General features: G+C 71.1%; 11 protein-coding genes. All 11 read left to right on the top strand.

Annotation, left to right across the window (positions count from 1 at the left end; all coding sequences use genetic code 11):
- Nucleotides 1-59 precede the first annotated feature (59 nt).
- Nucleotides 60-3,617, top strand: a complete 3,558-nt coding sequence (gene smc, locus VKN16_03610) for a chromosome segregation protein SMC (protein HME93293.1) — start codon at nucleotides 60-62, stop codon at nucleotides 3,615-3,617.
- Between the two features lie 20 nt (nucleotides 3,618-3,637).
- A complete protein-coding gene (locus VKN16_03605) occupies nucleotides 3,638-4,507 on the top strand; it encodes a RodZ domain-containing protein (protein HME93292.1) in 870 nt (289 codons plus the stop codon).
- Nucleotides 4,508-4,566: 59 nt separating this feature from the next.
- Nucleotides 4,567-5,451 (top strand): signal recognition particle-docking protein FtsY, encoded by an 885-nt coding sequence (gene ftsY / locus VKN16_03600; protein ID HME93291.1) that lies wholly within the window; start codon nucleotides 4,567-4,569, stop codon nucleotides 5,449-5,451.
- 27 nt (nucleotides 5,452-5,478) lie between these two features.
- A complete protein-coding gene (gene ribD, locus VKN16_03595; GenBank protein HME93290.1) occupies nucleotides 5,479-6,585 on the top strand; it encodes a bifunctional diaminohydroxyphosphoribosylaminopyrimidine deaminase/5-amino-6-(5-phosphoribosylamino)uracil reductase RibD in 1,107 nt (368 codons plus the stop codon).
- Between the two features lie 3 nt (nucleotides 6,586-6,588).
- Nucleotides 6,589-7,188 carry a riboflavin synthase gene (locus tag VKN16_03590; protein HME93289.1) on the top strand — a complete coding sequence of 200 codons (600 nt, stop codon included), beginning with the start codon at nucleotides 6,589-6,591 and terminating at the stop codon, nucleotides 7,186-7,188.
- Nucleotides 7,185-8,402, top strand: a complete 1,218-nt coding sequence (locus tag VKN16_03585) for a bifunctional 3,4-dihydroxy-2-butanone-4-phosphate synthase/GTP cyclohydrolase II (GenBank protein ID HME93288.1) — start codon at nucleotides 7,185-7,187, stop codon at nucleotides 8,400-8,402. Before VKN16_03590 ends, VKN16_03585 begins: the two co-directional genes overlap by 4 nt.
- A gap of 4 nt (nucleotides 8,403-8,406) precedes the next feature.
- Nucleotides 8,407-8,925 (top strand): 6,7-dimethyl-8-ribityllumazine synthase, encoded by a 519-nt coding sequence (gene ribH / locus VKN16_03580; protein HME93287.1) that lies wholly within the window; start codon nucleotides 8,407-8,409, stop codon nucleotides 8,923-8,925.
- Nucleotides 8,925-9,341, top strand: coding sequence for a transcription antitermination factor NusB (nusB, locus tag VKN16_03575; protein HME93286.1), 417 nt, complete (start codon nucleotides 8,925-8,927; stop codon nucleotides 9,339-9,341). Before ribH ends, nusB begins: the two co-directional genes overlap by 1 nt.
- Nucleotides 9,342-9,353: 12 nt before the next feature.
- Nucleotides 9,354-10,094, top strand: a complete 741-nt coding sequence (locus VKN16_03570; GenBank protein HME93285.1) for a metallophosphoesterase family protein — start codon at nucleotides 9,354-9,356, stop codon at nucleotides 10,092-10,094.
- Entirely contained in the window at nucleotides 10,084-11,637 is a 1,554-nt protein-coding gene (lnt, locus tag VKN16_03565) for an apolipoprotein N-acyltransferase (GenBank protein HME93284.1), read from the top strand. The genes VKN16_03570 and lnt overlap by 11 nt, the downstream gene beginning before the upstream one ends.
- Nucleotides 11,631-12,738, top strand: a protein-coding gene (gene prfB, locus VKN16_03560; protein ID HME93283.1) for a peptide chain release factor 2 whose coding sequence is annotated in 2 segments (ribosomal slippage) — nucleotides 11,631-11,696 and nucleotides 11,698-12,738 — 1,107 coding nt in all. Because the reading frame shifts where the segments join, the coding sequence is not laid out codon by codon here. The genes lnt and prfB overlap by 7 nt, the downstream gene beginning before the upstream one ends.

Genomic DNA, 12,738 nt, shown 5'->3' with positions numbered 1-12,738 from the left:
TCTTTGTCGATCCGCGGACCCCGTGCTATTAGTGAGTCACGCCCTCTGGGCGTGCCGTCATGCGACTCGAATCGATCCTGATCCACGGCTTCAAGTCGTTCGCCGAGAAGACCGACGTGAAGGTCTTCCCCGGAGTCACCTGCATCGTCGGTCCGAACGGCTGCGGCAAGTCGAACGTGGCCGATGCCATCCGCTGGGCCCTCGGCGAGCAGAGCCCCAAGACCCTCCGCGGCACCAAGATGGAAGACGTCATCTTCCACGGCTCCGCATCCCGGAAGATGATCGGCATGGCCGAGGTCAGCCTGGTCTTCAACAACGACGGCGGCCTGCAGGTCCCGTGGAGCGAGGTGGCGGTGGCGCGCCGCCTGTACCGCACCGGTGAGAGCGAGTACCTGCTCAACACCAATGTGTGCCGACTCCGAGACATCCAGGACCTGTTCGCGGGCACCGGGGTGAATCCCAAGGCCTACGCCCTCATGGATCAGGAGCGGCTCAACCACGTGCTCACGGCCAAGCCGTGGGAGCGGCGCGTGTTCATCGAGGAGGCGGCGGGGATTGCCCGCTACAAGCAGCAGCGCTCCGAGACGCAGGGTAAGCTCGACGCCACCCGCCTGAATCTGCAGCGCCTGCGTGACGTGATGGAAGAGGTGCGGCGTCAGGTGTCGTCCATCGAGCGGCAGGCGCGGAAGGCCCAGCAGTACAAGGTGCTGCAATCCGAGCGGCAGGCCCTCGACCTGGCCCTCGTCGCCGCCGACTACGCGGCCCTCGCCTTACAGCACGAGACGGTTACGCGGGAGATGGAGACGCTGCGGACCACCGAGGAGCAGCAGCGCGCGCGCGTGGCCACACTCACCGGACGCCAGGCCCTGCAGGCCGCCGCCATCCAGGACACCGAGTACCGGCTGGCCGACCTGCGGCAGTCGGTGCAGAAGATCCAGGGGGAGGCCGAGCGGCTCCTGGAGCGCCGCGAGCAGATGGGGCTGCAGATCCAGGACCTGCTCGCGGAGGAGACGCGGCTCGACGAGGAGATTCGCACGCTGGGCGAGCGGCGGGTCGCCCTGACCACCGAGCGCGACGAGAAGAGCCTCGGCCTCTACGAGGCGCGCGCCCGTCATGAGCGGCAGTCTGAAGAGGTGCGGCAGGTCGAGGTTCAGATCGAGACGTGCCGGGGCGCGCTGAGCGAAGGGCGCGAGCGGTTCGAGTCCCTGCGGCTCGAGCAGATCCGGGTGGCGGGGGCCCGCGCCGATCTGACGCATTCGAGCGGCGAGCTGCGCGAGCGCAGCACCCAGGTGGACCGCCGCGCCGAGCGGCTCGCGGCCGAGCTGGCCGCCGCCCGCGCCGAGGCCGAGGTGCTCAGCGCTTCGCGCCTGCGTCTCGAGGCGGCGCGCGAGCGCACCGGTGCCCAGCTCTCCCTGCTCAGCACGGAGCTGCAGGAGATCGACGCCACGCGGCGACAGCACGAGGTGACGCGCACCGAAGCGCAGGAAGCCCTCGCCGGCCTGCGCGTGAAGCTGGCCGCGCGGCAGTCGGCGCTGGACGCGCTCGAGCGCCTCGAGCGGGAGCGCGAAGGGTATGGCGCCGGGGTACGGGCCATGTTCGCCCACAATGGCACCGGCGAGCTGAGCGGCGTGGTCGGCACGGTCGCCGACCTCCTGGAAGTCCCGAACGGTCTCGACGAAGCGGTCGAGGCCGTGCTCGGCGACCGGCTCCAGTGGGTGGTCGTCGAGCGCTTCGAGCACGCGCGCGCCGCGCTCGGCTACCTCGAGCGCGAGGGCGCCGGCTCGGCCACGCTGCTTCCGCTGGAGACGCTGCCCTCGCCGGCGGCCCTGCCCGAGGATTCGGGCGAGGTGAGCTGGGCGGCGCGGCTGGTCGGAGGGCCACGGCCGGCGCTGCTGCACCACCTGTTGGGCCGGGTGGGCGTGGTCGCTCACCTTGATCAGGCCGAGACGCTCTGGCGCCGGAACGGCGTGGTCGCCACCTACGTCACGCGCTCCGGTGAAGTGCTCTCGCCGACCGGCCGGCTGACCGGCGGCCATCGCGACGGCGAGCGCCAGAGCAACGACCACTCGCTCCTCGGCCGCAAGCGGGCGATCCGCCAGCTGAGCGAGGAGATCGCCGAGCTGGGGCGCGGCGTGGCCGCCGCCGTCGCCCGGGTCGAGAGCGTGGAAGCCGAGGTCACGCGGTTGCGGACCTATCTGGAGGGCTTGCAGTCGAACTACCAGGCTCAGGAGAGCGCCCGGCTGTCCGGCGAGAAGGATCTCGAGTCGGTGCTCCGCGAAGCCGACCGGGTCTCCCGTCACCTCGAGACGCTGTCCGCGGAGACCGAGCAGCTCGGCGGCGAGCGCGACGAGACCGCGTCGCGGCTGCTCGAGCTGGAGCGGGCCGTGATGGCGGCGGCCGAGCAGGAGGCGCGCCTCGGTGGCGACATGACCGCGCTGCAGGTGCTGCTCGAGAACGGGCAGGGGGACGAGACCGCACTCACCGCACGGCTGACCGCCGGCCGCGTCGACCTGGCCACGGTGGCCGAGCGCGTGGAGGCGCTCGGACGCGATATCGAGCGGATCACCGCGCTCGAGCGCGATTTCGGCCTGCAGCAGGAGCAGTCGGCCGTCCGGCGCGCGCAGACCGCCGAGCGCCGCGGGGACCTGGCCGCCGAGCGGGAGCGGGCCGACGCGCAGGCGCGCGAGGCGGTGGCCGAGCGGGATCGCCTGGAGGCCGACGTCGCGGTCATCGCCGAGGAGCATCAGCGTCAGCTCGACGAGCGCCAGGGCATCGAGAGCGAGCTGCGCGAGGTCCAGCATCAGCTGAACGGCCTCGTGGGCCGGCTGCACCAGCTCGATCTGATGGAGACGGAGGGCCGGGTGCGGCGCGAGGAGCTGCTGCAAGAGGCGCGGCGCCGTCACGCGGTGGAGAGCGCCGAGACTCTGCTCGCCGCCCACGACGCCGGCCGCGACCTCGACGAGGTGCGCGCGCGTCACGACGAGCTGTCCGCCAAGCTCGAGGCCATGGGACCGGTCAACCTGGTCGCGGACGAGGAGTTCCGCGAGCTGACCGAGCGCCTGGATTTCCTCCGCACGCAGCACGACGACGTGGTCGCGTCCATCAAGGATCTCGAGAAGGCGCTGCGCGGCATGACCCGCACTGCCCAGGAGCGCTTCCAGGAGGCCTTCGACGACATCAACCGACACTTCAGCGACATCTTCTCCCGGCTCTTCGAGGGCGGCCGCGCCGAGCTGCGCATGGTGCCGCCCGAGGAGGGCGAAGAGGATCCGCTGGAGCTCGGCGTCGAGCTGATGGCCCAGCCGCGCGGCAAGCGGCTGCAGGCGGTCACCCTGATGTCGGGCGGCGAGAAGGCGCTGACCGGTCTGGCGCTGCTGTTCGCGATCTTCTATCACCGGCCGAGCCCGTTCTGCGTGCTCGACGAGGTGGACGCCCCCCTCGACGACGCCAACATCCACCGCTTCCTGCGGGTGCTGCGCGAGCTCTGCACCCAGACCCAGTTCGTCGTGATCACGCACAACCGGAAGACCATGGAAGCCGCGGACGTGCTCTACGGCGTGACCATGGAAGAGCCCGGCCTCTCCCGTCTCGTCTCAGTTAAGCTGACCGACGCGTAACCTGCGCTACACTGGTCCGCATGCGGCAGGCTGAATCCGCTGCGGGGTCGCTCGGCAGCCACCTCCGGTCCCTGCGGGAAGCCAAGCAGGCGTCGCTCGAGGACATGGCCCGCTCCACCCGGGTGGGCATTCGCCATCTCGAAGCCCTCGAGGAGGAGCGTCTGGCCGACCTCCCGTCTCCCGTCTTCGTGCGCGGCTTCATCCGGGCCTACTGCGGATTTCTCCGCGAGGATCCCCAGACTGCCCTCGACCGGTACCAGACCCTGGCCGGCGTCCAGGCGGCCGCCGCGGCGGCCAGCACGCCCCCGCGGCCCCGGACGACGTGGGCCCTCAGCTCGGTCGCGGTAGGGCTGGCCCTCCTGGTGATCCTGGGGGGCAGCCTTCTCGTGCTGAACCTGGCGATGAGGCGAACCGGTGGAACCTCCGTCGCCGCAACAAAAATAGAGGCCGATGAATCGGCGGCACCCGTGTCGAGTCCGTCACCTTCGATCGCACCGGCGCCGCCGCCCGGCCCAGCCGTCCCTCAGCCCGCAAAGCCGGCGTCCGTGCCGGACCCCGTACGCCTCGGGAGCACCCCGGCTCCGAATCCGGCGTCGAGCCCCCTCGCGAAGGCGGAGCCCTCGCTTGCCGGTCCCCAGCGGCTCTTGATCCGGGCGGTGGAGGCCAGCTGGATCCGGGTCCAGACCGACGACGGCCGGGTGGTCGAGGAGCTGCTGCCGGCGGGCGCAAGCCGAGAGTGGGCCACCCAGCGCCGCTTCGTGGTCACCATCGGGAACGCCGGCGGGGTCGAGGTCACCCTGAACGGGAAAGCCCTGCCGGCCCTCGGGGCAAAGGGCACCGTGATCCAGCGTCTCGAGCTTCCCCCGCCGCCCGCCGCCTCCGGCTCGTGAGTCTATTCGGCTCCTTCGGGGAGCGAGTCCGCCAGGGGCTCCGGCGGACCCGCGAGCTCATGGACGAGGGGCTCGGCGCCGTCCTCTCGATCGCCCGACCGGTCGATGAGGCGATGCTCGATGAGCTGGAGGAGACGCTCATCGCGGCGGATCTCGGCGCGCCGACCGCGTCGGCCTTCGTCAAGCGCGTCCGGGACGAGGTGAAGCGCGGCCGGGTGTCCTCGTCCGCCGACGTGAGGCTCGCGCTCCACCGCTTCCTCGAGGAAGCCCTGGCCGGGGCGGGCGCCCCGCTATCGCTGGAGCATCACCCGGCGGTCGTCCTCATGCTGGGCGTCAATGGCGCGGGCAAGACCACCAGCACCGCCAAGCTCGCGGCCTCGCTGAAGGCGGACGGCAAGCAGGTGCTGATGGCGGCGGCCGACACCTTCCGGGCGGCCGCGATCGAGCAGCTCCAGGAATGGGGGCGGCGGATCCAGATCGAGGTCATCCATCAGGCCGCGGGCGCGGATCCGGCCGCGGTGGTCTTCGACGCGGTGAAGGCGGCCACGTCGCGGGACTGCGACGTGCTGCTGGTGGACACCGCCGGCCGCCTCCACACCAAGTCCAACCTGATGGACGAGCTGGCCAAGCTCAAGCGCGTGCTGGGGCGCCAGCTGCCGGGCTCGCCCCACGAGTCGCTCATGGTGATGGAGGCGCCGACCGGGCAGAACGGCCTCCAGCAGGCTCGCATGTTCCACGAGGCGGTGGGCCTGACCGGACTCGTGCTGACCAAGCTCGACGGCACCGCCAAGGGCGGCATCGCCATCCGCATCCACCAGGAGCTGGCGGTGCCGATCAAGCTCGTGGGAGTGGGCGAGCAGATCGAGGACCTCCAGGTCTTCGATCCGAAGACGTTCGTGGACGCCATGCTCGGGGAGCAGCCGGAGGGCGGGCCGGCGCGGTAGAATCCTCCGCGAGGCCGCGGAGGGACCATGGACGACATCGGATGGATGGCGAGGGCGTTGACCCTGGCCACGCAGGGACGCGGGCTCACGTCGCCCAACCCCATGGTGGGCGCGGTGGTGGCCCGGGGTGACGTCCTGATCGCCGAGGGATTCCACGAGCGGGCCGGGGGGCCGCACGCCGAGGCGGTCGCGCTGACCCACGCCGGTGCGCGCGCGCGCGGCGCCACCCTCTACGTCAACCTCGAGCCGTGCAATCACTCCGGCCGCACCCCGCCCTGTGTGGGGGCCATCATCCGGGCCGGGATCCGGCGGGTGGTCTCGGCCACGCGCGATCCCAACCCGCGCGTGACCGGAGGCGGGACCGCGGCACTGATCGCGGCGGGCATCGAGGTGACCACCGGCCTCCTCGAGCGCGAGGCCCGCGATCTCAATCGTGTCTTCTTCACCGCGATCGACCGCCAGCGGCCGCACGTGACGATGAAATGGGCGATGACCCTCGACGGCAAGATCGCCGCGTTCGATCGCACCGCGCGCTGGATCACCGGGCCCCCCGCGCGGCTCGAGGCGCACCGCCTGCGGAGCCAGAGCGACGCCATCGTCACCGGCATCGGCACCGTGCTCGCCGACGATCCGTCGTTGACCGTGCGCCTCGAGCCTCCATGGCCGCGCGAGCCGTATCGCGTGGTCGTGGACAGCCGCGCCCGCTTCCCGCTCACCGCGGCGATGCGGCGCACCGGCACGCCCGGGCGGATCCTGGTCGCGGTGGGCGAGGACGCGCCGGCCTCCCGGGTGGCCGCGCTCGAGTCCGCGGGAGTCACCGTGCTGCCGTGCAAGTCGCGGGAGGGGCAGGTGGACGTGGCGGACGTCTGCGGGCGGTTGTACGGCCTCGACGTCACCGCGGTCCTGCTCGAAGCGGGCGGCGGGGTCGGCGGCGCGTTCCTCGACGCCGGACTCGTGGATCGCGTGGCCGCGTTCATCGCCCCGATGCTCCTCGGCGGGGCCGGCGCGCCGGTGCCCACCGGCGGCGCCGGCCTCGGTCTCGGCGACGCGGTCCGCCTGACCGACGTCACGGCCCGCCCCCTCGGCGACGACTGGCTGATCGAGGCCAACGTGTCCCGCGGGGCGAACGCCTGACCCATGTTCACCGGCCTGATCGAGGAGATGGGACGAGTCGTCGAGCGAGACGGGCCCCGCCTCGTCGTCTCCGCGGACCGTGTGCCGGAGGACAGCGAGCTCGGGGCCAGCGTGGCGGTCAACGGGGCCTGCCTCACCGTGGTGGAGCGCGGACCCAAGCGGCTCCGCTTCGACGTCGGCCCGGAGACGCTGGCTCGTACCGCGCTCGGCGAGCTCACCGCCGGCGATCCGGTCAACCTGGAGCGGCCGATGCGGCTGGGTGGGATGGTGGGCGGCCATCTCGTGCAGGGACACGTCGACGGGGTGGGCGTGGTCACCGCCTTCACCCGCGAGGCAGAGACCGCCCGGCTCACGATAGAATGGCGGGACCGGGCGCTGGCTGCCTTGCTGATCCCGCAAGGATCGGTGGCGGTGGACGGCGTGAGCCTGACGGTGGCGCGCTTGAACGCGCGGGACTTCGAAATCATGATCATCCCGCACACGCTGGCGATGACCACGCTGGGCTCGCTGGTGCCGGGCCGGCACGTGAACCTGGAGATGGACATGATCGGCAAGTACGTGCAGCGGATCCTGCAGCTGCAGACGAGAGAGGGGTCACCGTGAGCGAAGCCGAGTTCGTCACGATCGAGGAGGGCATCGAGGAGATCCGCATGGGGCGGATGCTCATCGTGGTCGACGACGAGGACCGCGAGAACGAGGGCGATCTCCTCATGGCCGCCGAGAAGGCCACCCCGGAGGCGGTCAACTTCATGGCCAAGTTCGGCCGGGGCCTCATCTGCATGCCGATGCTGGGCGAGCGGCTCGACGAGCTGCAGATCTCCATGATGGTCTCCGACAACACCGCCCCCCTCGGCACCGCGTTCACGGTCAGCGTGGACGCCCGGCGCGGCGTCACCACCGGCACCTCGGCGTACGACCGGGCGGTCACCATTCGCACGCTCGTCGACCCGTCGACGCGGGCCGAGGACCTCACGCGTCCCGGCCACATCTTTCCGCTGCGGGCGATGCCCGGGGGCGTGCTGCGGCGGGCCGGACACACCGAGGCCGCGGTCGATCTGGCGCGACTCGCCGGCTTCGCGCCCGCCGGGGTGATCTGCGAGGTCCTCGACCAGGAAGGCGGGATGGCCCGCCTCCCCGAGCTGATGACGCTCGGCCGCGAGTATCGCCTCAAGGCGATCACGATCAAGGCGCTCATCGAGTACCGGATCCACAAGGAGAAGCTCGTGCGGCGGGCCGCCATCACTCGCATGCCCACCGAGCACGGCGACTTCCAGGTGATCGCCTACGAGACCACGGTGGACGAGCGGTTGCCGCTGGCCCTGGTGTTGGGCGACGTCAAGACCGACGAGCCGGTGCTGGTCCGGGTGCACTCGGAGTGCCTGACCGGCGACGTGTTCGGCTCGCACCGCTGCGACTGCGGCTCCCAGCTGCACAAGGCGCTCGCCATCATCCAGCACGAGCGGCGCGGGGTGCTCGTGTACATGCGGCAGGAGGGGCGGGGGATCGGCCTGCTCAACAAGCTCAAAGCCTACGAGCTGCAAGACCAGGGCAAGGACACCGTCGAGGCCAATCACGCGCTGGGCTTCCGGGCCGACCTGCGCCACTACGGCATCGGCGCGCAGATCCTGGTGGATCTCGGGGTGCGCAATCTCAAGATTCTCACGAACAACCCGAAGAAGATCGTCGGCATCGAAGGCTACGGCCTCCGGGTGGTGGAGCGGCTGCCGCTCGAGGTCCCGGCCACCGAGGCCAACCGGAGCTACCTCCGCACCAAGCGCGAGAAGCTCGGCCACCTCTTCTCGTCCTTCCCGGACTAGCGCCATGGCCGGCATCGCTCCGAAGCGCCGAGTCGCCCCCGCCGCCCGCGGGCAGCGCTTCGCGGTGGTCGCCGCGCGCTTCAACGAGCCGATCTCCAAGAAGCTGCTCGACGGCGCCCTCGGCGCCCTGGCCGCTCACGGCGTGACCGGCGAGGCGGCGGAGGTGCACTGGGTACCCGGCTCCTTCGAGCTGCCCCTCGCGGCGCTCGCCCTGGCCCGGAGCCGCCGGTTCGCGGGTGTGGTGTGCGTGGGCGTGGTCATCAAGGGCGCGACGCCGCACTTCGACTACGTGTGCAGCGTGGCCGCGCACGGCATCCTTCGCGCCGGGCTCGACACCGGGCTGCCGGTGACCTTCGGGGTAATCACCGCGCTGACCGAGGAGCAGGCTTGGGAGCGGGCCGGCGGCGCGGTCGGCAATCGCGGCGAGGAGGCGGCGCTGGCCGCGCTGGAGATGGCGGGGTGGCTCCGCGGGCGCTCGGCCCGGCGCCCGACCGCGCGGGCCCGCCGAGGGAGCGCCCACTGATGGGCCGCCGCCGGAAGGCCCGCGAGCTCGCCCTGCAGCTCCTCTACCAGCTCGACGTGCAGGGCGAGGGCAATCCCCAGCCGCATCTCGACGACTTCTGGCTCCGCCACCCGGTGGATCCGGAGGCGCGAGAGTTCGCGGAGTCGCTCGTGCGCGGAACCAAGACGCACGAGGCGGAGATCGACGAGCTCATCGCCCGCTACGCGGAGAACTGGGAGCTGGACCGCATGGCGGTGGTGGACCGCAACATCCTTCGTCAGGGCATCTTCGAGCTGCGGTGGACGAGCGGCGTCCCGCCCAAGGTCGCGATCAACGAGGCGCTGGAGGTCGCGAAGAAGTTCAGCACGCACGAGTCGAGTCGCTTCATCAACGGGATCCTCGACCGCATCCACAAAGAGCAGGCTCCCGCGTCCTGATCGGGACCCGCCATCCGCTACGCGGTCATCTCTGACGTTCACGCCAACCTGGAAGCGCTCACCGCGGTGCTCGCGGACGCGGCCTCGGAGGGCGCGCACGCGATCCTCTGCCTGGGCGACCTGGTCGGCTACGGCGCCGATCCGGTGGCCTGCGTGGAGCGAGTGGGTGAGCGGGCGACCGCGATGGTCGCGGGCAACCACGAGCACGGCGCGCTCGGGTTGCTGGACCTGCGCTGGTTCAATCCGTGGGCGCGCGCGGCCGCGCTCTGGACGGGCGGCCAGCTCGACCCGGGACACCGGGACTTTCTCGGCGGCCTGCCCTTGATGCGGTCCCACGAGGAGGCCACCCTCGTGCACGCGAGCCCGCGCAGCCCCGAGGAGTGGGACTACCTGCTCTCGGAGGAGGACGGCCTCGGCGTGTTCGGCGACTTCGCGACGCGGCTCTGCTTCGTGGGACATTCGCACGTGCCCGGCTTCTGGTCGGTGGGCAGCGGGGGCCCGGATCACGTCGGGCGCCTCGACACGCCGGTGGCGCAGGTGCGGCTCGACGACGGCCGCCGCTATCTGATCAACGTGGGCAGCGTGGGCCAGCCGCGAGACCGCGACCCGCGCGCCAGCTACGCGCTCTGGGACCGCGAGGCGCGCACCGTGACGATCCGCCGCGTGCCGTATGACCACGTGGCCGCCGCCGGCAAGATCCTCGCGGCGGGGCTGCCGCGAAAGCTGGCCGAGCGGCTCGCTCATGGAGCGTGACCCGGGCGCGAGCCGGGGCCGGACCGCCGTCTCCGTTCTCCTCCTCGCCGCCTCCGGCGTGCTCGGCGCGCTGGCCTTCCCGAAGCCGGGCTGGGCCGCGCTCGCGTGGGTGTGGCTGGTGCCCTCGCTGTATTCGGGGGCGACCCGGGCTCCGCGACCCGCGCTGCTCGACGGCTGGATCGCGGGCACCGTTTTCTACGTCGTGCTCCTGCGCTGGCTCGACTACACGTTCCTCCACTACAGCGCGATCCCGTGGCCGGTGACGTGGCTGCCCATCGCCTTGCTGGCCGCGTACTGCGGTCTCTACACGGGCCTGGTGGCCGCCGGCGTCGCGTGGATTCGGCGAGGGCTCGGCGCCGGGTGGGCGCTGGCGCTCGCCCCGTGTCTCTGGATCGCGGGGGAGTGGGTACGCGGTCACCTGATGGGCGGGTTCCCGTGGGGGCTGCTGGGCTACTCGCAATCCGCTCAGCTGGCCGTGATCCAGATCGCGGAGCTGGGTGGCGTGTACGCGGTGTCGCTCCTGATCGTCGCGATCAACGCGGCGTTGACCGCGCTGCTCGCGCTGGGTCCGGCGCGGGCGTGGCCGGGCGTCGCGGCGGCCACCGTGCTGCTGGTGGCCTCCTGCGGCTTCGGCGTGCGGACGCTCGCGGTGCAGCCGGACGCGACGACCGCGGGCTCCGCGTCGGTGCCGGTAGCGGTGATCCAGCCCTCGATCGAGCAGACCATCAAGTGGGATCCGACGCGTCACGCGCAGGTCCTCGACATCTACGAGGCCCTGACCCGCGAGGCCGCGCGGAGCAAGCCCGCCGTCGTGCTCTGGCCGGAGACCGCCACGACGATTTTCCTGCGCGGCGACCCGGCGCTGCTCGAGCGGCTCACCCGATTGTCGGCTGCCATCGGCGTGCCCATCCTGGTGGGCTCGCTCGACCGGCGCGACGGCCCCGGCGGGCAGTTCCTGAACAGCGCATTTCTCCTGAGCGGACAAGGGATTACGGGCAAGTATGATAAGATTCATCTCGTTCCGTTCGGCGAGTACGTCCCGCTCGCGGGTCTGCTCGGATTCGTCAAGGGCTGGGCCGAGTTCATCTCGGAGTTCGGCGTGGGCGAGGTCGAGACCGTCTTTCCGCTGCCGGGCGCGCCCTTCGGAACCGTGATCTGTTACGAGGTCATCTTCCCGGAGCTGTTCCGGGGATTCGTGGTCCGCGGAGCGAGCTTCATGGCCAACATCACCAACGACGCGTGGTTCGGCGAGACGAGCGGCCCCTGGCAGCATCTGGGGACGCTGCCGCTGCGCGCGGTCGAGCATCGCGTTGCCATCGCGCGGGCCGCCAACACCGGCGTCTCGGCTTTCGTGGCGCCGACCGGGCGGATCGAGCCCATGCTCCCGCTACTGGAGCGCGGCGTGCTCGCCCGGCGGATCCCGCTGCGTACCCGCAGCACGCTCTACACGCGGCTCGGCGACTGGCTGGTATACCTCAGTGCCGCGCTCGGCGGGGCCGCAGCCGGCGTCGCCTACTACCGGAGGTCTCCCGCGTCGTGCTAGGCGAGCTGAAGCGCGACGTGGCGGAGCTGGACAAGCGGCTCGACGACCTCCGAGGGCATCTTTGACGTCCCGGCCAAGGAGACCCGCCTCGCTCTGATCGACGCCGAGATGTCCTCGCCTTCCTTCTGGGAGGACACCCGCAAGGCGCAGGCCCTCGTTCAGGAGCGCGCCGAGCTGGCCCGCACCGTCGGCACATTCAAGGATCTGGCCGGCCGCGCCGAGGAGACCCGGCTACTCTGGGAGATGGCGACCGAGGCCTCGGACGAGAGCATGACCGCCGAGATCCAGCAGAGCCTCCGGAGCCTCAATGATGAGGTCGAGGCCTTCGAGATGAAGATCACCCTCTCGAGGCCAGAGGACCGAAAGAACGCGATTCTTTCCATCCACCCCGGGGCCGGCGGCACCGAATCGCAGGACTGGGCGCAGATGCTCATGCGCATGTACCTGCGATGGGCGGAGCGGGCAGGCTTCAAGGCCGAGGTGGTCGATCTGCTCGCCGGGGAAGAGGCCGGCATCAAGTCGGCCACGATCGAGATGAGCGGCGAGTACGCCTACGGACACCTCAAGGGCGAGACCGGCGTTCACCGGCTGATCCGCATCTCCCCCTTCGATGCCTCGCGCCGTCGCCACACCTCGTTCGCCTCGGTGGCGGTGATTCCCGAGGTGGAGGACGTCGAGGTGGTCGTGCGCGACGAGGACCTCCGGATCGACGTCTATCGCTCCTCGGGGCCGGGCGGGCAGGGCGTCAACACCGCGGACTCGGCGGTCCGCATCACCCACCTGCCGAGCGGCCTCGTGGTGGCCTGTCAGAACGAGCGCTCGCAGCTTCGCAACCGCGACACTGCGATGCGCATCCTCAAGGCGCGGCTCTTCCAGATCTACGAGCAGAAGCAGAAGCAGGAGCTAGCCGACCTGACCGGCGAGAAGAAGGAGATCGCCTTCGGCAGCCAGATCCGCACCTACACGTTCGCGCCCTACCAGATCATCAAGGACCACCGCACTGGCATCGAGGTCGGCAACGTCGAAGCGGTGATGGACGGAGGGCTCGACCCCTTCATCCGCGCCTTCCTGACCGCGGCGCGGCCCGGCTCCCAGGCGTGA

This window comes from Candidatus Methylomirabilota bacterium (assembly GCA_035315345.1).
GTDB lineage: Bacteria > Methylomirabilota > Methylomirabilia > Rokubacteriales > CSP1-6 > CAMLFJ01.
This window is presented reverse-complemented; position numbering and strand designations above follow the sequence as displayed.